General features: G+C 37.4%; 35 protein-coding genes and 1 tRNA gene. All 36 read left to right on the top strand.

Annotated features, from left to right (window positions below; translation table 11 throughout):
• Positions 1-56: 56 nt before the first annotated feature.
• The 36 genes from C8C84_RS00295 (at position 57) to C8C84_RS00125 (ending at position 24,092) form a co-directional block, all read left to right on the top strand.
• Complete coding sequence (locus C8C84_RS00295) at positions 57-797, top strand: hypothetical protein (protein WP_233549691.1); 741 nt, start codon at positions 57-59, stop codon at positions 795-797.
• Complete coding sequence (locus C8C84_RS00290) at positions 763-1,422, top strand: hypothetical protein (RefSeq protein WP_147406790.1); 660 nt, start codon at positions 763-765, stop codon at positions 1,420-1,422. Before C8C84_RS00295 ends, C8C84_RS00290 begins: the two co-directional genes overlap by 35 nt.
• The gene (locus tag C8C84_RS00285) at positions 1,419-1,643 is read left to right on the top strand and encodes a hypothetical protein (protein ID WP_121311619.1); all 225 of its coding nucleotides are present in this window, start codon (positions 1,419-1,421) and stop codon (positions 1,641-1,643) included. The genes C8C84_RS00290 and C8C84_RS00285 overlap by 4 nt, the downstream gene beginning before the upstream one ends.
• Before the next feature lie 4 nt (positions 1,644-1,647).
• Positions 1,648-1,977 carry a hypothetical protein gene (locus tag C8C84_RS00280; protein ID WP_121311618.1) on the top strand — a complete coding sequence of 110 codons (330 nt, stop codon included), beginning with the start codon at positions 1,648-1,650 and terminating at the stop codon, positions 1,975-1,977.
• Positions 1,978-2,040: 63 nt separating this feature from the next.
• Positions 2,041-4,566 carry a DEAD/DEAH box helicase gene (locus tag C8C84_RS00275; RefSeq protein WP_121311617.1) on the top strand — a complete coding sequence of 842 codons (2,526 nt, stop codon included), beginning with the start codon at positions 2,041-2,043 and terminating at the stop codon, positions 4,564-4,566.
• A 26-nt stretch (positions 4,567-4,592) separates the two neighbouring features.
• Positions 4,593-5,144, top strand: a complete 552-nt coding sequence (locus tag C8C84_RS00270; RefSeq protein WP_121311616.1) for a Cas9 inhibitor AcrIIA9 family protein — start codon at positions 4,593-4,595, stop codon at positions 5,142-5,144.
• A 6-nt stretch (positions 5,145-5,150) separates the two neighbouring features.
• Positions 5,151-6,530 (top strand): PcfJ domain-containing protein, encoded by a 1,380-nt coding sequence (locus C8C84_RS00265; RefSeq protein WP_121311615.1) that lies wholly within the window; start codon positions 5,151-5,153, stop codon positions 6,528-6,530.
• 18 nt (positions 6,531-6,548) lie between these two features.
• Complete coding sequence (dnaN, locus tag C8C84_RS00260) at positions 6,549-7,670, top strand: DNA polymerase III subunit beta (RefSeq protein WP_121311614.1); 1,122 nt, start codon at positions 6,549-6,551, stop codon at positions 7,668-7,670.
• Positions 7,671-7,674: 4 nt separating this feature from the next.
• A complete protein-coding gene (locus C8C84_RS00255) occupies positions 7,675-7,962 on the top strand; it encodes a co-chaperone YbbN (protein WP_121311613.1) in 288 nt (95 codons plus the stop codon).
• A gap of 14 nt (positions 7,963-7,976) precedes the next feature.
• Positions 7,977-8,216, top strand: a complete 240-nt coding sequence (locus tag C8C84_RS00250) for a hypothetical protein (RefSeq protein WP_121311612.1) — start codon at positions 7,977-7,979, stop codon at positions 8,214-8,216.
• The gene (locus C8C84_RS00245) at positions 8,213-8,584 is read left to right on the top strand and encodes a hypothetical protein (protein ID WP_121311611.1); all 372 of its coding nucleotides are present in this window, start codon (positions 8,213-8,215) and stop codon (positions 8,582-8,584) included. Before C8C84_RS00250 ends, C8C84_RS00245 begins: the two co-directional genes overlap by 4 nt.
• Positions 8,585-8,608: 24 nt before the next feature.
• Positions 8,609-8,878: a hypothetical protein gene (locus C8C84_RS00240; protein WP_147406789.1), complete on the top strand. Its 270-nt coding sequence runs from the start codon at positions 8,609-8,611 to the stop codon at positions 8,876-8,878.
• Between the two features lie 19 nt (positions 8,879-8,897).
• Entirely contained in the window at positions 8,898-9,461 is a 564-nt protein-coding gene (locus C8C84_RS00235; protein WP_121311609.1) for an ASCH domain-containing protein, read from the top strand.
• The gene (locus C8C84_RS00230; protein ID WP_121311608.1) at positions 9,451-10,035 is read left to right on the top strand and encodes a hypothetical protein; all 585 of its coding nucleotides are present in this window, start codon (positions 9,451-9,453) and stop codon (positions 10,033-10,035) included. The genes C8C84_RS00235 and C8C84_RS00230 overlap by 11 nt, the downstream gene beginning before the upstream one ends.
• Entirely contained in the window at positions 10,032-10,262 is a 231-nt protein-coding gene (locus C8C84_RS00225; protein ID WP_121311607.1) for a hypothetical protein, read from the top strand. Before C8C84_RS00230 ends, C8C84_RS00225 begins: the two co-directional genes overlap by 4 nt.
• A gap of 1 nt (position 10,263) precedes the next feature.
• Positions 10,264-11,121, top strand: coding sequence for a hypothetical protein (locus C8C84_RS00220; RefSeq protein WP_121311606.1), 858 nt, complete (start codon positions 10,264-10,266; stop codon positions 11,119-11,121).
• A gap of 11 nt (positions 11,122-11,132) precedes the next feature.
• Entirely contained in the window at positions 11,133-11,513 is a 381-nt protein-coding gene (locus C8C84_RS00215; protein ID WP_121311605.1) for a hypothetical protein, read from the top strand.
• Between the two features lie 65 nt (positions 11,514-11,578).
• Entirely contained in the window at positions 11,579-11,788 is a 210-nt protein-coding gene (locus tag C8C84_RS00210) for a hypothetical protein (protein WP_121311604.1), read from the top strand.
• A gap of 209 nt (positions 11,789-11,997) precedes the next feature.
• Positions 11,998-13,470, top strand: coding sequence for a class I SAM-dependent methyltransferase (locus C8C84_RS00205; protein WP_121311603.1), 1,473 nt, complete (start codon positions 11,998-12,000; stop codon positions 13,468-13,470).
• 47 nt (positions 13,471-13,517) lie between these two features.
• A complete protein-coding gene (locus C8C84_RS00200; RefSeq protein WP_147406788.1) occupies positions 13,518-13,754 on the top strand; it encodes a hypothetical protein in 237 nt (78 codons plus the stop codon).
• A 9-nt stretch (positions 13,755-13,763) separates the two neighbouring features.
• Positions 13,764-14,240: a hypothetical protein gene (locus C8C84_RS00195; RefSeq protein WP_121311601.1), complete on the top strand. Its 477-nt coding sequence runs from the start codon at positions 13,764-13,766 to the stop codon at positions 14,238-14,240.
• A gap of 81 nt (positions 14,241-14,321) precedes the next feature.
• A complete protein-coding gene (locus tag C8C84_RS17215; RefSeq protein ID WP_255415751.1) occupies positions 14,322-14,450 on the top strand; it encodes a hypothetical protein in 129 nt (42 codons plus the stop codon).
• A 430-nt stretch (positions 14,451-14,880) separates the two neighbouring features.
• A tRNA-Met gene (locus C8C84_RS00190) sits at positions 14,881-14,953 on the top strand.
• A 174-nt stretch (positions 14,954-15,127) separates the two neighbouring features.
• Positions 15,128-15,358, top strand: coding sequence for a hypothetical protein (locus C8C84_RS00185; protein WP_121311600.1), 231 nt, complete (start codon positions 15,128-15,130; stop codon positions 15,356-15,358).
• On the top strand, positions 15,358-15,759 hold the full coding sequence (locus tag C8C84_RS00180; RefSeq protein ID WP_121311599.1) for a hypothetical protein: 402 nt from the start codon (positions 15,358-15,360) through the stop codon (positions 15,757-15,759). The genes C8C84_RS00185 and C8C84_RS00180 overlap by 1 nt, the downstream gene beginning before the upstream one ends.
• Positions 15,759-15,965: a hypothetical protein gene (locus C8C84_RS00175; RefSeq protein WP_121311598.1), complete on the top strand. Its 207-nt coding sequence runs from the start codon at positions 15,759-15,761 to the stop codon at positions 15,963-15,965. Before C8C84_RS00180 ends, C8C84_RS00175 begins: the two co-directional genes overlap by 1 nt.
• Entirely contained in the window at positions 15,962-16,204 is a 243-nt protein-coding gene (locus C8C84_RS00170) for a hypothetical protein (RefSeq protein WP_121311597.1), read from the top strand. Before C8C84_RS00175 ends, C8C84_RS00170 begins: the two co-directional genes overlap by 4 nt.
• Positions 16,204-17,658 (top strand): phage terminase large subunit, encoded by a 1,455-nt coding sequence (locus C8C84_RS00165; protein ID WP_233549690.1) that lies wholly within the window; start codon positions 16,204-16,206, stop codon positions 17,656-17,658. The genes C8C84_RS00170 and C8C84_RS00165 overlap by 1 nt, the downstream gene beginning before the upstream one ends.
• Positions 17,659-17,663: 5 nt before the next feature.
• Positions 17,664-19,073 (top strand): phage portal protein, encoded by a 1,410-nt coding sequence (locus tag C8C84_RS00160; protein WP_121311596.1) that lies wholly within the window; start codon positions 17,664-17,666, stop codon positions 19,071-19,073.
• A gap of 178 nt (positions 19,074-19,251) precedes the next feature.
• Positions 19,252-19,920, top strand: coding sequence for a hypothetical protein (locus C8C84_RS00155; RefSeq protein WP_121311595.1), 669 nt, complete (start codon positions 19,252-19,254; stop codon positions 19,918-19,920).
• Positions 19,921-19,940: 20 nt separating this feature from the next.
• Positions 19,941-20,327, top strand: coding sequence for a hypothetical protein (locus C8C84_RS00150; protein ID WP_121311594.1), 387 nt, complete (start codon positions 19,941-19,943; stop codon positions 20,325-20,327).
• A 2-nt stretch (positions 20,328-20,329) separates the two neighbouring features.
• Entirely contained in the window at positions 20,330-21,871 is a 1,542-nt protein-coding gene (locus C8C84_RS00145) for a major capsid protein (RefSeq protein WP_121311593.1), read from the top strand.
• A gap of 9 nt (positions 21,872-21,880) precedes the next feature.
• A complete protein-coding gene (locus C8C84_RS00140; protein ID WP_121311592.1) occupies positions 21,881-22,465 on the top strand; it encodes a hypothetical protein in 585 nt (194 codons plus the stop codon).
• 3 nt (positions 22,466-22,468) lie between these two features.
• The gene (locus C8C84_RS00135; RefSeq protein ID WP_121311591.1) at positions 22,469-23,005 is read left to right on the top strand and encodes a hypothetical protein; all 537 of its coding nucleotides are present in this window, start codon (positions 22,469-22,471) and stop codon (positions 23,003-23,005) included.
• Positions 23,006-23,016: 11 nt separating this feature from the next.
• Positions 23,017-23,892 (top strand): hypothetical protein, encoded by an 876-nt coding sequence (locus tag C8C84_RS00130; protein ID WP_121311590.1) that lies wholly within the window; start codon positions 23,017-23,019, stop codon positions 23,890-23,892.
• 11 nt (positions 23,893-23,903) lie between these two features.
• Positions 23,904-24,092 carry a hypothetical protein gene (locus tag C8C84_RS00125; RefSeq protein WP_121311589.1) on the top strand — a complete coding sequence of 63 codons (189 nt, stop codon included), beginning with the start codon at positions 23,904-23,906 and terminating at the stop codon, positions 24,090-24,092.
• Positions 24,093-24,154 lie beyond the last annotated feature (62 nt).

Genomic DNA, 24,154 nt, shown 5'->3' with positions numbered 1-24,154 from the left:
TTTATGCCCAAGACTTTCTTACCGGATGCACATATCTAACCAATGAAGAAATTGGAATGTATATCAAAATGCTTTGTAAGCAATGGACAGATGATAAAATTCCAGTTAAAAGACTTGAATTCCTCATTGGAAAATCTTGGGAAAGTTTGAGTGAAGATTTGAAAGACAAATTTGATTTCGATGGTGAATTTTTGACAAACAAAAGACTTGAAATCGAACGACAAAAACAGCTTGAAAAAAGCGAAAAAGCAAAACAATCAGCGGACAGAAGATGGAAAAAACCTCCTGAAACCCCTAAAAACAAAAGAAAAAAAGAAAGTATGCGAACGCATGATAAACGCACAAGCGAAAGCGATGCTTTTTTAGAAGATAGAAGTATGAAGTATGAAGATGAAGTAGAAGAAGAAATAGTAGTTGAAACTGCAGTTGGAAAAATAGAAAGTGCGAAAACAAATTTCGAAGAAATAATCACAGTTTTTAATCAGGTCTGCAATCAGCTTCCTCAAGTTCTAAAATTAAATGATCAGAGAAAAGCAGCTATCAATTCAAGAATAAAAGAACACGGTTTAGAGACGGTCGGAAAAGCGCTCCAGATGGTAGCCGATTCAGATTTTTTAAATGGAGCAAATCAAAGCGGTTGGAAAGCATCATTTGATTGGATTTTCAAACCTACAAATTTTAATAAAATAATAGAAGGCAATTATGGAAATAGGACTTCAAGTAACGCCAAATCAGATTCAAACCTTAAACAATCCGCAAACGATGCAGTTGATGCAATGTTTGGCGTCTCAAAATGAGGTTGAATTGTTAATGCAAGAAAAGAATTTGACTGTTGTAAAAGCTATTGACGGAACAAAACTATTAAAGCTTCAAAAAGTAGTCGGTGAAATCAATGTGGCCAAAGTCATTACTTACTTTCTAATGAGATTTTCGCAAAGTTTTAATGTCGGAAAAAATATAAATACCACACAAGCTTCGATGATAGCTGTGGACATAATGGAAAAGTACCCTTATGAAACGATTGAGGACGTTTTGTTGATGTTAAAGCAAGTTAGGCAAGGAATCATAGGAGACGGTAAAGATTATAAAGTTGACGGCCAAAATGTTCTGGGAAAGGATAAGTGGTTTGAACAATATCTGGAAAATAAATATGCTGAGGTAGAACGGCAAAACAAAAAAGTTAGCGAAGACTTTTCAAAGCAACAACAGTCATCAGATCATCCGGTAGCTGTTTTTTATAAAAAAAGGCGAGAAGAAAAAGCCAAAAAAGAGAAAGAAGCATTGGTTAGAAGCCAAATAGATACTCTGGTTGAAAATATGGACCGTCAGACTCTTGAAAAAACGATTACTGAATGGCAAGATAAACCCGAAATGAAACCATATCTGGACTATCTGAAGAGAAAGAGAAAAGCAATAAAATGAATCACATAGAACAGCGTGAGGAACTTAAAGTCCAGCTGAAACAATTGAAAGACTTCATGCCGCTTTGCCCGGATTATTCGCTACCGAAATTGATGCGTGAAACTCACATCGTTTTGAATAGAATTAATCACATCAACGAAATGGGTGTTGATCAGCTATTGAAAGAAGTTCCAATCTTTTTAGAAACCAAACAATCAAAATCAAACTTCAAAACCGTTTAAACACATGATAAAAATAGAAATTAAGCCACTATCGGTGAATGATGCTTGGAAGGGCAAAAGATTTAAAACTCCGGAATATGCCATTTATGAAAACGCACTTTTATTCATGTTGCCAAAGCTTAAAATGCCTGAGCCTCCATTTCTGATCACACTAGAATTTGGATTCAGTTCTGAGGCATCCGATTGGGATAATCCGGTTAAGCCGTTTCAGGATATCCTTTCTAAGAAATATGGATTCAACGACAAGCACATTAAAAAAGGCATCGTGTCAAAGGAAAAAGTCGAAAAAGGGAAGGAATATGTAAAGTTCAAAATAGAATCGATTACTACCTGACTTAAACCAAAGATTACTTGATTAACAAAATAAGTCAACCCAATATTGAAGAAAATTTTAATAATGAAAATCAAACACCAAAATCAATTAGTTCTCCTTTTCGACGCCATTGACACTATTGAAGCAGAACCAATGTTGGTCCAACACGATTCCGATATAAAAACTATGATGCCATTCCTTTTTGATACCCAAGTTGAAGATATAAGCTTTGCCGAGCGACGATTCGAAGAAGGCAAGGGATATCTTTTTACGAATGGAACCGGTACCGGGAAAACGTTTGTTGGATTGGGAATTGCCAAGCGTTTTTATACTCAGAATAAAAGGGAAATACTGATTGTGGTACCAACACAAAAGAAATGTAGTGATTGGGTTGAAGAAGCACGCCATTTCAATTTACAGATTTATCAATTGAACGGTATCGAAGATAAAGGCTATGAGATTTCTGTTACTACCTACGCTAATTTCTACCAAAACGAAGCCATATTAAACAGGGATTTTGATTTAGTGATTTATGATGAAAGCCATTATCTAAACCAAAACGAGCAAGGAAACTATACTTCGTATTACCTGCAGCACCAAGAAGTGGTAAAAGTGCCATCGGTGGTAAAGCCAAAAGTTAAAAAGTATGAGTTTTTATATTCAATAGATGACCGTGATCGCGAAGTGTTTGATGAAAATCTATACCGCCAAATTGTTACTGAAATCGTAAGTAAAACCAAAGTTGTATTTCTTTCGGCCACGCCGTTTGCTTACCACAAATCAATCAAATATGCGGATGGCTGCCTTTTCGATATTTATGAAACGATAGAAGAACCGGAGTACAATGGAGAGTACAACGCGCCGACCGGCTGGAGCAAATTCATGGTAGAGAATTTTGGATATCGAATGAGATATAACAAGTGTACAATTCCGGAAAGCGGAGTTGACTTGAACCTGATGGAGCGCAACTTCTTTGAAAATTGGAAAGAAAAAGGTGTGATGTCAACACGACAAATCAACCTTGAATTTGATTATTCCAGAGAATTTATAGCGCTTGACTCAGTTATCGGCCAAAAGATTGAAGAAGGTTTTGAGTTGTTCTATGATGAGGGTTTTTGCAAAAAGTATCCAATACTAAGCGACAGGATCCACAAAAAACACAATCACTTATACATCACTCAATTGTTGGAGTGCATCAAAGCCAGGGAAATTTGCAGAAGAATCAAACAGCATTTGGATTTAGGAAGAAAGGTTGTTGTGTTTCACAATTACAATAACTCACTGCCATCACATCCATTTCAGTTTGAAATCGATGAGTTTTTGGATAAAGACGAATACAGCAATGAAGATTTAGAGATTGAAATCAACAATTTTCAAAAGGAGTATTCATTCTTCTGGAATCTTGAGCTCAATTACCTGATCAACGTTCGAGAAACTTTGAGATTGTTTTTTCCACACGCCAAAGAATTCAATGGTACGGTTAACAAAAGACTGCGCAGCCAAAATATAAATGATTTCAATCGTGATCACTCAGACACCAACTTGATTGTAGTTCAAATAAAAGCCGGTCAAGAGGGGATTTCTCTTCATGACAGAACCGGCGTTCATCAAAGAGTTTTAATCAATCTTGGATTACCGACAGCGCCAACGCAAGCAATACAAACCGAAGGCCGTATTTATCGCGAAGGACTAATGAGTAATGGTATTTATGAATATGCCACTCTGCAGACAACGACTGAAAGATATGCTTTTGCTACAAAGATTGCGCAGCGTTCCAAGACAGCTGAGAATTTAGCCATGGGTAACCTTGCCAGAGATTTAGAAACGGCTTTCAAAGAAGGATACAATAATCCACATAGCGAAGAACCAAATATTAATCAGGGTGTTGGTGGCAAGGAAGCAGATAAGTTCTTATTCACAATATCAGAATTTGACAAGGCTAAAACTTATTACTTCGCAAGAGGTAAGAAAACATCTTCCAACAAAGCACGTGAGGGAGTTGATTACTTCGCCACTCCGGAACCTCTCGGAATGAAAATGGTTGAATGGTTAAACCCGCAGCCAAATGAAGATTGGTTGGAGCCATCAGCTGGGCACGGAGCAATAGGCAGATTCTTTTTTGGTACCACAACAAATCATTTTGTTGAACCAAGCCACGATTTAGCGTCACAACTCGCGGTTAACGCATCAGGAAACGTTCACAATACATCGTTTGAGAACTATTACATCGGAAACAAGTTTCACAAAATAGCAATGAATCCACCGTTTGGTGCTTCCGGTAAAACCGCTATGGAGCACGTGGAGAAAGCATGTAAAATGCTCCATTGGTCAGGTGGTGAGTTATTGGCCATTATTCCTAACGGACCATCGATGGAAAAGAGATTGGACCAGTTCTTCGATGATCCAAAAAATAAAAGATATCAGCTGACAGGAGAAATTATGTTGCCGAGTTGTGTCTTTGAAAGAGCCGGAACAAAAGTATGGTGCCGAATAATCAGAATACAAGACGGATATCACATGGGCAATTATAAAACATTCCACCGAATGGACTTGTCATACATCGAGGATATCAATGAATTTTTCAACGAAATAGAAGATTTACAATTTTAATTATAACAACAATAAAAATCAGAATTATGAAAGCATCCAGCGCATTTAAAAAGGCTATCAAGACACATCTTGACAAACTTGCTGCAGAGGACGAATTGTTCGCTGTAACCTACAAAAAAGAAAATAAGAACCTAGACGAGTGTTGTAACTACGTTATGAAGTGTGCCAAAGATGGTGGTTCTGCCGGATATTCCGATGACGAGGTTTTTGGATGGGCAGTGCATTACTACGATGAAGATGATATCAATGATATTAAACCTGTAAATGGGAAAGTCATTATAAATCAATCAGTCGAACTTACTGAAGAAGAAAAAGAGCAAGCTAAGGCCAAGGCAATTGAACGATTTATCGAAGAAGAAAAGGACAAAGTTAAACTTGACTACAAGGTTGAACTAAGCGATGAAGATAAGGCGCAAGCGAGAGAAAAAGCCATCGAATTAGCTGTAGAAGAAGCCAAAACTAAAATGCTTCAAAAGAAAAAAGCGAAGGCTAAAGCAATTGCAACACCAGCTGGTGTTGAAGGAGATGCTCCTGAAGCTAAAAAAGAGGAAGAAAAAGTACAAGGATCTTTATTTTAATTAATCATGAGACCATCAACGAAACTACAGATTGAAGTTTGGAAGTTACACAAAACTCTTCCAAATCCGAAGGAACATGAGCCTTTTGTAATTTCAAAACATGACCTGTACTACACCACTCACTATAAAAATTTAGTGTGTCTGGAATGTAATCATACATGGAAGCCAGGAGAAGTGTTTTGGAAAAATAATTCAACTAATAGACTACATCAGGTAACGTGTCCATCATGTAACCAAAGGCTAAAGAAGATTACCATAAACAATGGAGATTTTCTTAAAATCATTAGCTATTCTGTTGTGCAAGTAGTAGAAAGATTTCAAGTAGTGAGATATTTTACCTGCTGGAAAAGAATGCACAAAAATAAAAAGCCGGAGTATTGGTTTAGAAGCATATTCGAGGAATGGAAGGATTATGATAAAAACAAATCAGTAGTAATCGGAAGAAATATAACATGGACCGGTGATGGTTTTACTTCCAGTGATTATGAGGTAAGAAGAAATAAAAATCCTTATGGTGGCATGACTAAATATGACCGTTTCGGATCAAATTTTAATTGTCCTGGAGCAGAATTTTTACCACGATTTGACAAATATGGTTTGAAAAAGCATAATAATCAAAATTGTGATTGGAGGCAATTGATTTATAAACTGGAAATGCAGCCTAAAGTAGAAACCTTATTGAAAGCACGCCAATATGATTTACTGTTCCATGCAGTACATGTAGATTCGAAATACAACACATACTGGCCTCAAATCAGAATCATGCTCAGAAATAAATATAAGATTTCAGATGTCGGAATGTGGTATGACTACTTACAACTACTCAATGAATTTGGAAAAGACATCAGAAATCCAAAGTTTATTCTACCTAAAAATCTGAAGCGTGCTCACAATGAATATGTTGTTAGAAAGCAAAAAAAGATTGATAAAGCAAATGCCCAAAGAGAGTTGATTCGACAAGAAAAGGAACGGGAACAGGCAGCCAAAGACAAGATTCTTATAGATATGAAATTAGAAGTATTCAAGGATTTTTCCATCCAAAAAGGCAAAATAAAAATTGTAACGCTAATCGAAGAAGAAGAGGTAAAAAAAGAAGGAAAGGTTTTGAAGCATTGTGTACATGCCAACGGATACCATAAGAAGGCAGGAATACTTTTGATGTCGGCCAGATTAGATGGAAAACGACTTGAAACAATAGAATTATCTCTTTCAAGTTTACAAATTATTCAAGCCAGAGGCGTTGACAATAAAATAACCCAACATCATGACGAAATCCTCGATATCATAAAAAAGAATATCAAAAAGATTTCAAAGCTGGTGGAAGATTTCAAAAAGTCAAGACAAGAAGATTTAAAAATATTAACGCAGTCAGAAGAAGCTGCATAACAATTAAACACAAAAACCATGAACATCAAATTAAACAGTAAAGAATTATTAGAAAGACTCCAGTATTTATCCGGAGTTGTAACTGCAAACAATGCATTGCCGATTTTAGAGTACTTCCTTTTTGAAGTAGGAAATAAAGAATTGAAAATTACAGCGTCCGACCTAGAAAGCACAATGACCGCCAAAATGAGCATTGAAGGCGAATATATCGGGAGCATCGCGATTCCTTCAAAATTGCTGATTGATATTTTGAAAGCGTTGCCATCACAGCCAATCGAATTCAAGGTAATGCAAAACAGCCAAATTGTAATCATTTCTTCTTCCGGAAACTATTCAATCGCTTATCAGGACGGAGCAGAATATCCGAAGCCAAAAGAAATCGAAGAGCCAACGACGATCTCATTGCCAACAGATGTTTTGGAACGAGCCATCAAAAAAACAGTTTTCGCCACGGGTAACGATGATTTAAGACCTGTAATGAATGGCGTATTGTTCCAAATGAGAACAACCGGAATGATATTCGTGGCCACCGATGCACACCGATTGGTTAAGTTCAGCAGAACGGACCACTACGCGAGTGCCGATGTTGATTTTGTGGTACCGAAAAAGCCTTTGAACATTTTAAAAGCAGTTTTGGAGAAAACAGGAGAATTGGTGGTTGAAATTCAATACAACTCACACAATGCATCATTCACTTTTGGAGATTATGATTTGAAAACAAGGTTGGTGGATGCCAAATATCCAAATTACGAAGCTGTTATTCCTAAAGACAACCCAAATGAATTTTCAGTTGATACCGCTGAATTTATGAGCAGCTTGAAAAGGGTTTCATTGTTCTCAAACAAAATTACCCACCAAGTAGCCATCAAGCAAAAAGCAACCGTTTTAAACTTAGTGGCCGAGGATATCGACTACAGCACCAATGGAAAAGAAACCATTGAATGTGATCCAAAAACCGGAGAAATAGAAATCGGATTTAATGCCCGATTCTTAGCTGAAGCTTTGAATAATGTTGATGATTCTAGAGTGGTTCTTGAAACATCGGCACCAAATAGAGCCGGTATCGTTAGACCTGAAAACAACTTTGAAGAAGGGGAAGAATTGTTAATGCTAGTTATGCCGGTGATGTTAAACTCTTAAACCCATGGCAAAATTCGGAGATTTAATCAACAAAGATAAAGTTCTGATACTATTTTATTCAGATGGGCATAACCAATGCCCATCTGCTGAAATAGTGCTAAAGGAAATCGGTACTGAATTCGGACCGGATTTATCAACTGTAAAGATAGACGTAGAGAAGAATGATGTATTGGCCGATGCACTACGAATAAAATCACTTCCGGCATTTATGATCTATAAGTTTGGGAAAATGGTTTTTAGAAAATCAGGAGGAATCGAGAAGCACGAATTAATTAACCAATTAAAAAATTAAAAACCTACACACTAATGACAAACCCAACGACGAACACAATAAAGAGAATTCACGAATGGAAAGAAAAAAACCGCCTTACCGACCAAGATTTTGAAAATGCCGGCTTCAATGAAATTATTCAGATAGTCAAAGACCAGGAGAATGATATCGAATTGGAAAGATTAGAAATTATGCAAGAATACAATCTCGAGCACGCGTTTAATGATGAAAAGATTAATCAGCGAATCCGAGAGTTAAGAAATCAAAAGCCATGATAGAACCGGAAGAGAATCCTCAAATAATTATGATCGGTGATGGAAGTGGAATAAAAGGCACTTCCGATTTAAGAAGACTTATCCGAGAAGGTAAAATCATAGTCATTACTGGTGCCATATTGGAAGATTTGGCGAGAGCAACAAACGATTCGATACAAAACATCAACGAAGTGATGTCAAGATTCAGTGCAGAAATCACTGTTTCAAAAGAAAGCATGGAATCGCTTAAGAGTTTGTTCGAGGAAACTATGGTTCGCAATTATGAATATAATTTCATCCCAATTCATCCCAATTATAAAAAACCAAATCTGTTTTACAAATTGCATCGGGACAAAAGAAAATATCGCGCAGCTGTCAACAGAAGATAAAAACATTACGGAAAAACGTAATAATTGAAATTATTACACAATTCAGGAATAATTATGGATTCAAATGTAAAAAATAGACTTATTAAAAAAGTACAAAATCACTTCAAAAACGCTAAAAATTGTAAAAGCTGCATAGGCTCTAATTTCAACATGAATGATTACGATTTAGAAAACGCAAGAGTTTGTTCAGACAATGAATATGTAATGGTTGTCAGAAAAGAAGGGGAAGAGGAAGCTAAATTTCTGTATGATATCCAAAATCATTTTTTCGCTGAAATTATTGACTGCAATTAACCGACTAACCCTAATAATTATGAAAGGACTATCAATCAAACAACCATGGGCATCTTTAATTGCTCACGGTATAAAAGACATTGAAAATCGAACATGGAAAACTCATTTCAGAGGTAGAATTTATATTCATGCTTCGGGAGCATCAGCAGGAACTCCAATCGAATTGTTAGATGAAAATCAAATAAAAACACTTCAAAGTGGATTTTGCGAATTTCACTATCCAAAATCAGCAATCATCGGAGAAGTTGACATTATCGATTGCGTTATAAATCATCCGAGCATTTGGGCAGAGAAAACATTTATGTACGAAGCCGATGAACAAACCGGAGAATTGCCAATTGGAAAACCAATTTATAATTGGGTATTAGCCAACGCAGTTTTGTACGACAAGCCGGTATTGAATGTGAAAGGGAAGCTGTCGTTTTGGGACTGGAATGGTTGTCATATTTGCCACAAAGAAACTGACCCTGATTTCATTTGTAGAAGTTGTGAGCAAATCGTTTGTGAAGACCATAAAATTAAATTCAATCAATTTACTCAAGTAGATTATACACTTTGCCAAAATTGTAATCATGTCTCATAGCGAAAAAACCATTATCGATGTGCTGCACGCAAAGTATGCCGGAAATTCAAAGTTCCGGATTCCGAATGTGTTTCTCTTCAGATGGGAAAGCGATTTCTTTGTCCAAAAGGATAACGGCTATTGCTACGAATTTGAAATCAAGATATCAAAATCAGATTTTAGAAGGGATGCTGCCAAAACAGAAAAGATTTCCATTTTACAAACCGGAGGCTTTATTCGGAAAGAGAAAACGCTTTTGATGATTGATAATAAATGGCAATTCGATGATGAAGGTCAATTGATTTATGAGAATAATGATGAACCGAAGCAAGCCAAACGACCAAATAAATTTTACTATGTGGTACCAGAGGGAATGATTACAAAGTTCGATGTTCCGGAATACTCAGGTTTGATTTATGTAACAGAAACCGGAACCAAGACAATCAAAGAAGCGCCGTTCTTGCACCGTGATAAACTAGACCTTCATCCGGAACTATGCAATAAATTCTACTGGTATTGGCTAAACCAACGCGATAAAAATGATCAGCTTGAAAGAGAAATTAAAATGCTCAGGCAAAAACTTGAAGCATCATGATACCGCATGTTGATAATCTATACTTCTATAGCAGAAAAGATAACATAATATACGGCGTTACTCCTGATGATGTTTGGATACCGCTAATTCACTTCAAACAGAAGTTCCCGGACGTTTTATTTTTAGAAGGTCAAGGTTTGAAGTACATGAAAGATTACATGGCCATGTGGCCGGAACTATGGGAGAATGTTTACAATGATTCAAAACCGCAATTAACACTTTTTTAAAATGACAAGTATAAACTCTTTATCGGGTGGACATACATCTTCGTATTTAGCGGTCCATCATCCTGCCGATGTAGAAATGTTTGCAATGGTGTGTGTGGATGATCACAATGCCGGAAGGTGGCTAAAACGAAATAAAGGGCTTCTTAAATATGCCAACGAAAAGCTGGAGCGGTACATTCCTTTTTACGGAGAGTTTCGAGCAACAGCAGAAGACCCAATCATCATACAAACTATGATGAATTTGGAACAGAAGATTGGCCGGGAGATAGTTTGGGTAAGAGGAAAGTCATTTGAATCCATGATTAAAGACCAAACCGTTCTACCAAATCAGCAATGGAGATTTTGTACAACGATACTGAAGATGATACCGATTTTTGAATATTGTTATCCGAAATATGGAAATGAAGTTACTATGCGCCTGGGCATTCGATATGATGAATTTGATAGAGCCGAAAGCATAGACAACACTTTTGATTTTCCATTTTCATGCAATTTGTACGGACAGAACCGGAAGAATTGGAAAACAGTTGAATGGAGAAATGTAGAATTTCCTTTGATTGAAAACAAAATATGGCATCGAACAGTTTATGATTATTGGCAAAAGGAAGGCGATGTGATTTTTGCTGATGATTCAAATTGCCAAATGTGTTTCTGGAAGGATGTTCAGCAGCTTAGAAAGAATTTTGACAATGAAAGAACACAGCCGATAATGTATTGGGCAGCTGTAGCAGAATATGTGCGAGACGCTACATTTAAAAAAGAAATGAGTATGCTTGATGCTAGTAAAATAGGATTGCAGCAACATTTAAATTTTGGAGTTGGAGCAGAAGGATGTAAGTCTGGATGGTGTAGAAGTTAAAAATAAAAATCATGAATGAAGAGCAAGAAGCAATAGGAGAATTGAAATCCATGCCACAGGAAGAACTCGACAACGTGCCCTTTCAAATCGTTTGGTGGATTTGTGAAGCCAAAGGATGTTGCAGAGGAACCAGAGTCAGAGATTATGGTATAGGTCCGGAATATTGGGATAAACGATATGGTTTCTTTTCCATCAATGAAAGATTCATCCTTTGCGCTAAGCATTGGAAGTTTTGGCAAAGACTGATTAAAAACTTTGATAAAAACACAGTGGCCAGAAAACTATTTGATTTTGATAAACAGCTTATCATGACGGATGAAGAAAGAAAGGCAGCAACACCACCAAGAAAGAAAATTGGAGCACCTCAAATGAAGAGAAAGAAAAACCGGTAAGCCCTTGATACTTTCGAATAGTCAACCCAATATTGCTCAAAGATAACAATTTAAAAAGCAATAAAATGGCAACTTTACTATTCACACCAAGAACGACAATCGACGCAAACATCTTTCAATTCAGATTAGACAATTCTCCTTTCAATGCAGAATGGAACATCAGAACCGGCGCATACGAATTCAATGAAAAACCCGATTTAATCGATGAATTAGAAGAAATAATCACCAATTCACTCGCTTTTGACATAGATGGGCGCTTTGAATTAGAAAACTAACACGATGTTCAAGTACTGTAAGCGCTGTTTCTCCATGCAGCTATTCAAAGATGGAAAGTGCACAATGTGTAAACACTAACTGATTATCAACAAACTAACAAATGACCGCCGTAACAAGGCGGTTTTTTAGTTTAAGATATATTGCAAAAGATTATCATATTTTGCTACATTTGTTTCATAATATTTCCAAAAGAATTTCATTCACAAACATGACCGACAAAGTAATTGCCTCCCGAATCATCAAAACCGAACCTATAAACTGGCGTAATCTTCAGTTCATCCAACAGGATAACTTCAAAGAATGGATTGCCAATGGTGATAAGAAGCTGATAGAATCCTTACTCAAATATCAATTCGCTGATCCATTCAAAGTATGGGAACATGAAGGCATTTTATATTGCTTGGATGGTAAGCACAGGTTTATGGATTTGTCGGCCGTTGCTCAAATGGGATATCAGATACCTGAGTTACTTCCGGCCACGTTCATTGACTGCGAGAATATGAAAGAAGCTGCCGAATTGGTTTTGGTTTATTCATCGGCTTACGCTAAGATAACCCAGCAGGGATTGCTTGAGTTTGTGCAAACGTTTGATTTGGATTTCCCGGACATGCAAAACCTATTGAACATTCCGGAATTTGATAGCATCGCCTTCGAAGGAATGTTGAATGAATTTCAAACAGGTGAACCATCAGAGAAGATTGTTCCGGCATCGCTAAAGGATAGTTTTATCTTTCCACCGTTCTCAGTTCTCGACACACGTTCCGGCGTATGGCAGGACAGAAAACGTAAATGGTTGGCGTTGGGATTCAATTCTCAGGAAACCAGAGAAGATGTCGAACTCATTGCTAAAAGCGGACAATCAACCGCTATTTACGAACTACGAAACAAGATGCGCGAGTCATTGAAGCGTGAGCCAACGTGGGATGAAATCATTGATTACGCCAAACAAAAAGGGATGCACGTTTACGAAGGCGCCAGCATCTTTGACCCGGTACTTTGTGAACTTCTGTACAAGTGGTTCTGTACTAATGGAGGTTCTGTACTTGACCCTTTTGCCGGTGGTTCTGTTCGTGGTGTAGTTGCTGGAGTACTTGGTTATCCTTATGAAGGAATCGATTTGAGAGAGGACCAAGTTGAAGCTAATAGAAAACAAGCATCAATCCTAAGCCTGGAGAATGTCAATTGGATTACCGGTGATAGTAACGAAGTGTTGGACCGCTTGTCAATGGCTGCCGACTTCCTTATGAGTTGCCCACCGTATGCCGACCTTGAGAAGTACAGTGACGACCCGAAAGACTTATCCAACATGGACTATAAAGACTTCAAAGAAGTGTATTTCAGTATTATCAAGAAGTCTGTTGCCCATCTGAAGGAAGATAGATTTGCTGCATTCGTTGTTGGAGATGTTCGTGATAAAAAGGGCTTCTATTACAACTTTGTTTCTGATACCATTCAAGCGTTCAAGGAAGCCGGAATGGAACTATACAACGAAATCATATTGGTTAACGTAGTTGGAAGCTTGGCCATCAGAGTAAGGCGCCAATTCAATGGTGGCCGAAAGGTAGGTAAGATGCACCAGAATGTGTTGGTGTTCTACAAAGGAGACCCGAAGAAAATCAAAGGGAATTACCCGGAGTTAAATTTAGGAGAAGACTTGGAAGCTTTGGCTTCTTCAGAATAAAGTTTTGGTGTACTTTTATGCCATTAAAACCAAAACTACTATCGACAATGGCAGATATTAACTATCAAATACTTATAGAAATGAGGGACAAAATTGTTACCTATCTTGAAGGAGAGAAGAAGATATGTGAAGCTGCATTAAAGGCATACGAACCTGGTGCTATTACCGAAAGTAGCGAAGAAATCCGCGTCATGCGTGAACGTGAAGCTATCAAACTACGAGATAGAATCTATGAGTTAAGTCGCCACATTGAAGTTATCAAGGCGATGTATCCAAATACCTAATTCTAAGTCATGCCCGGTGCAAAAGCGAGTAATATAGAGACAGCAAATCGCGTGTTTACTATCCAAGGCTGGATAATAAACGGCGTGCAAGATTATTTGATATTAAAGCAATGCCAACAGCAATTTTTAAAATCAGATGGAAAGCCTATTGGACTGAGACAAGCCAAGAACTTACTAGCCAAAGCTTATCAGGCATGGCACGAAGAACAGGTAACGGACATAGACCAAAAACGCACTATGAGAATTGCTGAACTAAAGCAAGATATCCGAAACATGAAGGATGAATATAAAGGCACTCCTCGTGGTATGGCCGTTGTAAACCAAATCAAAAAAGAAATCTCCAAACTCGAAGCGCTTTACCCAGCCAAGAAAGTCATCGTTCAAGGCGATAGAGACAATCCGATTATTTTAGAAGATGGCTTCGGACCTGAGAAGCAAGCACGACTCGATGCTCTAATTGCCAAAGCTACAGGCACTCAAAAATAAATTTTCCAAAATAAATTATCATAAATTGATAATAATTAGCAAAATATGCTAAATTTGAAATGAATTTAAAACCATTTCAAAATGAAAAGACTACAATTATCACTCGTATTGATTGCTTTCGCATTCACAACTTCAATCGGTTATGCCGAAAAATCTACACCGGTAAAGGAGCAGCCTCAGTTGTTCTCGATTTCAAGTAACGCACCCTAAGGCGTTACAGCTGGTTGAATTGTATGTTCCAGCAGAGTTTGTAATTATCAAAGGCATGAGCGCCGATATGACTTTACATTCAAAGCTTCCGGAATATCAAAACCAAACAACCGAAAAAGAAAATCGATTACCAATACCAGGTCTTTAAAACCTGAATCAATTCAATATAAAAAACCTCATTACAAGCCTAATGAGGTTTTCTTAAAAACATATTAAATAGGGGAAGTAGCTCAGCGGCTAGAGCGCTGGTCTGCGGTGAAGGTCACTGGTTCAAATCCAGTCAAAGTTGAAAGGCTTTGTAGCTTAGTGGTTAGAGCACCGCCAACCCAGAGGTCAAAGGTTCGAATCCTTTCTTCTCCACAACAACCCGATAATCGAAAACATAGGCAAGGGAGTTTCAATATGACGTCATTTTAAAACTTGTCAAAATCGTAAGGTAGAGCAGTTGGTAGCTCGGGTGGCTCATAACCATCAGGTCGCGGGTTCGAATCCCGCCCTTGCAACGAAAAGTATGCTGTTCTTTCATAAATCCTCGCTTGTCGGCGATGTTGGCCTCGGTAATGATTGAATCAAAGTGGTCTGGACAGCCTGTTGTAATGCCATAACAGAATTTTAACGCCACAAATTACCGAAAGACTGACGATCCGGAAAGACGGATTATTTTTTAAACCAAAAATATGCATAGAAGAACCAAACAAAAAGAAGTATCTCATCGCCGGGTATCAAAATACACTGGAGTAAGATGGAATCAAGAAGCGAATAAATGGGGTGCAACGGTGACCGATAAAAAAGTAAGTCATCATTGTGGTTTTTATTCAGATGAAAGGGATGCTGCCAAAGCACGAGATATAAAGATTATAGCATTAGCATTGAATAAACCTCTCCAAATACTTAAAAAGGCAAACTAATGGATAGCAACCCAACCATCGAAATTATAAATAATAGAATCTTCATTGAAGGAAAAGAAACAATAGACCCTGTATTGATTGGATATGCTGTTTTAGACGCTGTAGAGAATTCAACTGCATCACAAAGCAAAACAATGATGCTTGGTGAACTAATCAGCCAAGAAATAAAAGCTAAATATTTTTCAATGGTCGATAGAAAGACAATGGAAAGGGAGTTGATCCTGGATTTTGTTTTGAAAACAAAATCATTTGAAACTATTAAAAAGCTAAAAAACGGTTTTGATTTGGTTCATAAAATCAGAATAAATCACGGAACCTTTTACAATACGGTCAATGATTTAATTGAAAAAGGAGTGCTGATAAAACAACCTCAAGTATTTGAAGTTAATACAATAATCTAATGAGTGAAAAGGCTAAAATGACAATTGAAAATGACCATAACATAAAAGACACGGTTTACCTGGTACACGATGTTGAACAAAAACCGAGAATGATCACTGCAATTATAATTCAAGAGCATCACATTATGTATGAAGTTATTTCCGGTAATGAAGTATCGAATCATTTTGGCTTTGAATTGTCTAATGATAAAACGCTTCATCTATGAAATTCTTGAAAAATATATTAAATAATTGGAGGTGGTTCAAGCAACTGAAATCTGTTAGGAGAAAGCGCCGGGAACTTCAAGAACAAAAAGAAATTGAAATCATGAAAAGCCTGGTAATTGAATACAACCTTATTCAGGAAAAAAAATCCACGCTCTCGCATAGTCAGAGAATAAAAGTTGAGAAAGACATCACTTCTCTTATTGCTTGTGGAAAACTAAAAGTAAACTTCAAACAATAATGCTTACCGATGCTGAAATATTAGAATTAGAAACCCTTTTGAAAGAAAGGGATATTCATATTTCAAGAAAGCGTCTGACTATAATTGATGAAGAAACAAACCCTAATTATGCGCTTCTTTACAAATCAATCAATGAGCAACTTTATGATGATAGAGACAAGTTAATTGGTGGATTCAGGGGTTGTGCTCTCGAGGGAAGTTCACGTTCCGGTAAAACCTGGTCCGGCGTTGATATAATCATTTGGCTTTGTTTATTCGTAGAAAAGAACTGCACAATCAACATTTACCGGGAAACATACAACGAATTCAAAACGACCTTGTATGATGATTTCAAGAGACGACTGGATGATTATGGACTTCCTAATCCATTCCATAGAGCCAAAGAGGTAAAGAGTTTCAAGATTAATGGCAGCACAATTTACTTTCTTGGGGATGGAAAGCATGGTGGGGGTTGTGATTATGCTTTCTTCAACGAAATGATGTTTATACGTCAAGAAGTATTTGACCAGGTGGAATTGCGTTGCCGTAAATTTTGGTGGGTTGATTATAACCCATCGGTTACTGATCATTGGTTTTTTGATAAAGTCCTTACACGTCCTGATGTTGCTTTTTTGAGAACAACATACTTAGATAACCTTAGACACATTTCTTCAGGAGAAAAAAACAAAATACTTAGCTGGGAGCCATGGGAACCGGATTCATACTTCGTTGAAAATAGCATAATAATGTGCTATAACAAAGTCACTAAAAAAGTTGAGCCGGTATCTAAAACCAATCAGCCACCACCACATCCAACAAATATTACCAATGGCACTGCTGATGAATTTAATTGGAAGGTTTACGGTCTTGGACTTCGTGGAGCGATGAAAGGAGTCATATTTCCATACGTTACATGGATTGATAAATTCCCTGAAGACAAAGTTCCTATTTATCCAAATGACTTTGGATTTACAACCGATCCGAATGTTCTTGGAAGATATGCAGAAGACGAACACAATATTTGGATTGAACCATTATGTTATGAGCCGATAGAAACTCCCGCAGAGTTAGCTTCACTTTTAAGAAGTTTAGAAATTGATGAAAACGAAATAATACCATGTGATTCAGCAGACAAATATACCGGCGAAAACAAAGGTACTGTTGAAATGGTAAAAGGCCTGAGGCTTGAAGGATTTGTAAATGCTTACAAAATCAGCAAGACAAAGTCAGTTATGTACTGGCTTAATTCAATGAAGACCAAAAAGATTCACATCGTTAAAAACCATTTGTATCAGCAGGCTTTAAAGGAGCAACAGAACTATAGAATGCGTGAGATTAACGGAATCGCAATCAATCAGCCAATGGATTCATATAACCATATTTGGGATATGGGTCGTTATGGCCACATAGCATTTAATTCTCCTGGAACAATTCACACCACAGATAAAAAAGTACTTAAATCAGTTAATTATTAGAAACAATGGAAGATATATTCGTAATGTTGGGCACCGACCCAAAAAAAGCAATAGAGTTATTGAAATCACAAGGTAAGAAAGCCGACGAGATTCAAAAACTAATCAAGGAATTTACACTTACTGATAGAACAATTCGATTTACTCAGATTGGAAATATCCAAAAGGATAAAAAAGTTGGTGAAAAAACGGTTGATGCCGTTCGTATTCCAATAAACTTTCAACAGAAGATTGTTACTACCTCAGTAGCTTTTGAAGTTGGAGAACCGGCTACTCTGATTCCTAACGATATGAAATTGAAAATGGCTGAGTTGATTAAAAACCTTTGGAAATCAAATCGTATTGACAGCAAAATACAGCGATTAAAAACTGTTCAAAAATCAGAGACCCAAGCAGCAATGCTTTTCTTTATGTCGGAAATCAAACCGGGTTCTTTGATTGAAAAATTGTTAGTAAATATTGGAATTTCTGGACAGAAAAAGGAGATCAAGTGTTCAGTATTAGAAAATTCCAAAGGCACAATGTATCCTTATTTCGATGCTTACCAAAATATGATTGCCTTTACATGGTCATTTATTTCAAAAACATCAGATGGCAAGGACCAAAAAAACACTTGGATTTACAGCGACAAAAACGTTTATAAATTTATTGATGAAGGAATAGTTCCCGAAGTTCTTCCTCATGGATTTGATAAAATTCCAATTGTTTACGTAAGTCAAGAACAGCCTGAATGGTTTATCACACAAGCTATGATTGACCGTATAGAGGTTGCTGTTTCAAAACTAGGAGCTTCCAACGATTACTCCGGGCATCCAATGTTGATAATTGAAGGTGATGTTACAAATGCACCAGATAAAGACGAGGACGGAAAAGCATGGATGGTACCGGTTAAAATTGATTCAGAAGGTAATGTTATAAAAGGAAGCGTTTCTTTCCTTGAAGCAAAAACAGCACCGGCAAGTAACAAACTTGAAATTGAAACTATAGAGAAATTCATTTATAACATTTCATCTACGCCAAATTTGTCATTGGACAACTTAATGGGATTGGGCACATCTGGAGTTGCTTTGGAGTTGATGTTTCTGGATCCGATTTTGAAAGCTAAATCAAATGAAGGCGAAAACAGAACGATGTATGAGCGTATCCTTAACATCATGATATCCGGAATCATCACAACCACCAATACCGGGCTTAAATCCGAGGCTGCAAAATTGTTTTTTGATGTTCAATTCAATTCAATTTTACCAAATGACTTGAAAAAATCAGCTGATATCGCATCAGTTCTTAAAACCGCTGGACTTATTTCCACTAGAACCGGTATTGAATATATTGGAATGAATGCTGATGTTGAACAAGAATTAGAATTTATCAAATCGGAGACCGCTGCGACCGAACCGAAACCACCAACAGGTGAATAACATATTTATATAAAGAAACTGAAACGATGGATTAACCGGTACCATCCCACAATTAAACCACTTCAATTCGAGGTGGTTTTTTTATGCAAAATATTACCTTATTTTTATTTAGACTAAATAAGAATAATATTTTATATATTTGTTCCAATTAATAATCAATAATTAAATTCTATTTATTATGGCAGTTAAACCAGAAGTAATCAAGGCACGACTTAAGGTTAAATACCCAAAGGCGAACTTATCACAAAAGAGGTTAGACGAGATTTCGGCTAAACTATGTTCAAAACCAGCAGACGACGCAGACGAGGCGGCCATTGATGCAGTTTTGGAGGCAGCTAATGAATTTGTTTCATTTGAAGACATTGCGAAACAAGATGATCGCATGAGAACTTTGGAAGCAAATCAGAAACCGACTCCAACTCCACCACCGACTCCACCAGCAGACCCGCCAACTCCACCAGCACCAGTTGATGCTCCTGAATGGGCAAAAGCAATTATCGAATCTAACTCTAAGTTGGTTGATGATAACAAAAAGTTGTTGGAAAAAGTAACAGCGATTGAAACCGGGAAGACAATAGAAACTAAGAAGCAAACTGCTGCAGAGTTGTTTGGTAAATCTGAGGTTCTAAAGAATTTAAAACCGGAATTAAAGGCAAGTTGGTTGAACAGAATCGATGTGAACTCAGAAACTCCTTTCGAAGAGCAGATTACCGCTTTAGAGTCAGAGTATACTGAAATTACTCAAACTGTTGCGAATTCAACGCAACATGCAGGTCCAACTCCTGTTGGTGATCCCAACACTAAGCCTGATGATAAATTGATCACAAACATTGTTGACTCATTGTAAAACAATTTAAAAAAAAAATTATGTCACAAGTAAATTTAGACGGTACTCCGAAAGAAATTAGCACTGACAACGATTCAATCGTTATCAAAGAAGTGTTGATTGATATTCCTGGAGGAAAATCATTGGATGTGTCAGGTTACACGCCAACTGATGTTATCAAGGCAGGACATATCATCATAGAGGAAACAGCCACCGGCGAATTGAAGCCGTTGAATGTTACTGATGATGAATATGTTTCATTACCAAGTTTACACACCTACAAAGGCGTGTTGATCGCGACTGTTTTAAAATCAAAACCATTGGCATCAGTGATGCTTTCTGGAGATGTAAACGAAGCAGCTTCTCCTTATCCTGTTCCATCAGGTGCTAAAACAGCTCTAACCCACATTTTATTCACACAAGATTAATCATGGAAAAGTCATTATTTGCCCAGTGGGTTGCGTTGTATTTCACGCCAATCGCTCAAAAGGTAGTAGAAAAAATCAATGGTTCTAAAAACCCATTAACCTACTTACACCTTTTAATGTTGAGATTAGAATTCTCAACTACCCTTAAATGGGGTTCTTTGTCCTCTAACAACACAATGGTTTCCGCTGATGTTGTAGCAATGGATTCATCACTTCCTCTTAAAAAGAGAGATTCTTTAAAGAAATACGAAGGTGATATTCCTAAACTTGGTATGAAGTTATACCTGAACGAAAAAACAATGTCCGACATTGGAATTCTTCAACGTACAACCGGCCAAGACAATGAAATTATCAGAAAGTTATTTGGTGACGTTCAAAAGTGTACAGTCGGTATCTATGAAGCGCTTGAATTCATGTTCCTGCAAGCTTTATCTTCCGGAGTTACGTCTATTACCAATGAAGATAATCCTGGTCAGGAAATCAGAATTAATTTTGGTCATCCAGACGAAAACAAGTTCGGTGCTGAAGTCGTTTGGAGTGATTCAAATGCAAAACCAATCGATGATATCGAAAGGATTGTTTCTGATGCTCGTACTAAAGGCGATATCATCCAACATATCTTTATGGATAGAGGGACATGGAATGTATTCAGAACTAACTCTCAAGTAAAAGAAAACTTCGCTTTCAGTTTAGGTTTCGTTGGAACTAACGTTCCTACTCCGAACTTGGAGCAAGTAAACTCTTTTATGTCTTCAAGCTATAACATTGAAATCCACGTTGTGGATAGATCAGTTACGTTTGAGAAAAACGGAGTTAGAACAGTTAAGTATCCATGGGCTGAAAATGCTGTTGTGTTCACTACTACAATGCAAATCGGAACATTGACTTATGGTCGTTTGGCTGAAGAAGATCACCCGGCAAAACAAGTAGATTACACTAAAGTGGCCAACTACATTTTGCTTTCTAAATACCATAAAAATGACCCGATTAGAGAATACACTTCTTCTCAGGCATTGGTATTACCGGTTATCGACAATATGGATGCCATCTATATTTTGGATTGTGAAGAAGCTGAGTCTACATCAGGTCAAACTGAGGACGATGCGACAATTACAATTTATGATGACACAACAGTAACCGTTGCAAACTTAATCGTTGCATTAGCAGCAGTTGGCGTAACTGCGACCGTAGATAACACAGATGTTGAGTTAATCAAAATGGTTAACAAATTATCTAAAGCTAAAGAAACCACGTTGAAAGCAGTTCTTGAAATTCCTGTAGTTGATGCCGGAACTAATACTACTGCCAACGCTGCCACTAAAGCATTGGATGCAACAGTAACTCCAGCTGGAGACAAAACAATTGCTTCTGTATTGTGGACTGTAGTTTCAGGACCTGGTACACCGGGATTTGTTGACGCGACTGTTGTTGATGCAACAGCTAACGGATTGGTAACTGGTACTTATGTATTCAAGTTAACTGTAACTGACAGCGAAGGAATCGTAGCTTCTGACACCGTTACAATCACAGCAACTGTAGCTTAATAGCAACCTATGTATTCTGAAGAAACAATAGTAGAAATATCCGAAAGACAAGGATTCGGAATACCATTAGAGGACGGCTTCTCCATTGAGGTGGACGAAGCCAACTCTGTTGGTTCAACCGGAAGGTTTTTCAAATCGTTCCATTCGTTAGTGACTGTTGAAAACATATTTGCTGCAACACCTGATTTGGGAGAAGAAGCAGATGAAAAGTTCAACAACATTTTGATTGCATTTAGATACCAGGCTACGCGTGAAATCATTCCGTTAATAATGGATAAAAACGCTCAGTATGATAATGCAACCGGTTATGATCAGACGATATTGGATAACGCTGTTCTTTTTGATGATGCTGTGGGTTACAAAGTTGCTATGATGGTTCTTGAATATTTCATGAGCACCAAAGAAAGTAATCTTGCTGAACGAAATGCCAAATGCAGTATTGCAGCCTTGAAGTTAGAACTTGAAGGAATCAGAAATGATTCAGGTGTTTTGGTAGCAAATGGATTGGTTCAGAAATTTCAGAGCGCCATCAAAAAAGCAACAAACAAGATTTTTCCAATTAAACCAACTGTGGGAAGCAGTTCAATTTGGTAAACCATGAGCAACTACAATTCTTATCCTGGCATCGGAGTAGATTCAAAAATACTGATCACTCAGAATGTTTTGAGTTCAAAGTTGGGATTTAGCAACGTAGATTTTTATGGTCGAGTTCAAAAGGTTATATCAAAAGATTTGAAGTCTTTTACTCCTGAGTTTTACGCCGAATGGCCAAAACGAAAAGAGGTTTATTATGACAGTAAGAAAGCACCCGGAGGAAACGTTTTCTTTATAGTTTCTGATGAAGATACAACCAAAGACGGTGTTTTATTTGAAGCCAAAGTGAAAGTCGTTTTCATGTTGAATTTGGAGAAGTTAATTTCCGGAAAGACATACTGGCCGGATGCAGAGATTCAGGAAACATGCCTTAAGTTATTAAAACGAATAGGAACCATTGATCCAACCGGAATTGAAAGAGGAATTGAGAATGTGTTCAAAGGATTTGATATTACTAATATCAGATTGAATGGAATACAACCTTACCACACTTTTTCAATCAACGGAATTTTAAAATACACATTTAATTGTAACCATTAAAAATATAAATCATGTCAACATACGGAATCGTAGAATGTGCACCAGAAGGCGCCACGACATTAAATACCGGAGCAAAGGAGCAATGCTTAAACGCACCGGTTGTAAGACACGCTTTATCTCCAACTGATCAAGAGTTTGCAACTGCAGAAGCAGCAAAGACTTTGGCAACTTGGAGAACAGCCGAAGCGGCAAAGAAAATCATTCCTTTGTACGAAATTGAGCAATTGGCAGTTGCTGATACCGAAGATACTTATTACGAGGCTCGTAAAAGGTATAAAACCAAGAACGGTAAAAAGGTTAGAACTTTCGAGGTTCACCTTGGCGTTTGTTCTCACAGAGCATTGGCATCTTACCATGGTAAAAAAATGCGTGTTTATGAGTTCACTGATGCTCAGGAAATCAAAGCTTGTACTATTGACGGTGTAAAAGTACGCGGTCAATTAGTTACCATTGAAGTTGGTAAAATGGTTGATGCTACTGACGAAAAACCACAATACACACCTGTAACCTTGACTTACGAGGATTACAAAGAGTTCGAAAACGGACCGGTTGTATTGCGTCCAACTTGGTCACACATAGAGTTACAAGGTATCTTCGATGTGACATTGACTCAAGTAAGCGCTTCTGCTACGTCAATCAAGTTCACTGTTTCTGCCGGTTGTGCCGGAGAAGATGTTGTAACTGCATTGGAAACAGCAGACATAACCTTGAAAACTGCTTTGGGAGTTGCTGTAACACATTCGTTTGTGCCAGCTGACGCTAATGGAGTTTATGAATTAACCGGAACCGGTTTTGTGAGCACATTAGTTGTTGACTTAGACGGTGTTGTACAACAAACTGAGGCTACATACGAAAGCACTGGTGGATTATCTATAGTTGTAACTTAATAATTACAGCTATGGCCAGACACACATACAAAGGAATCGTATTTGCTGAAGGATGGAATGGTACATTCGAGCAATTTAAGTTAGAATTTGAAGAGACACACGTCTTCAAAGGTCTTCAACCGAAAGAAAGATTGGCTGAAATGAAAAAGGTTTTCAATACGATTACCAAAACAGAACCAGCCAAAGACCAAAAGCAATAGTAATTCAAATTTATTGTATAAGAGGACGTAAATCATTCGTGGTTTATAGTCCTCTTTTTTGT

It is taken from the genome of Flavobacterium sp. 102, assembly GCF_003634615.1.
Taxonomy (GTDB): Bacteria; Bacteroidota; Bacteroidia; order Flavobacteriales; family Flavobacteriaceae; genus Flavobacterium.
The sequence above is the reverse complement of the archived record's forward strand: the minus strand, read 5'-3'. Positions and strand labels throughout refer to the sequence as shown.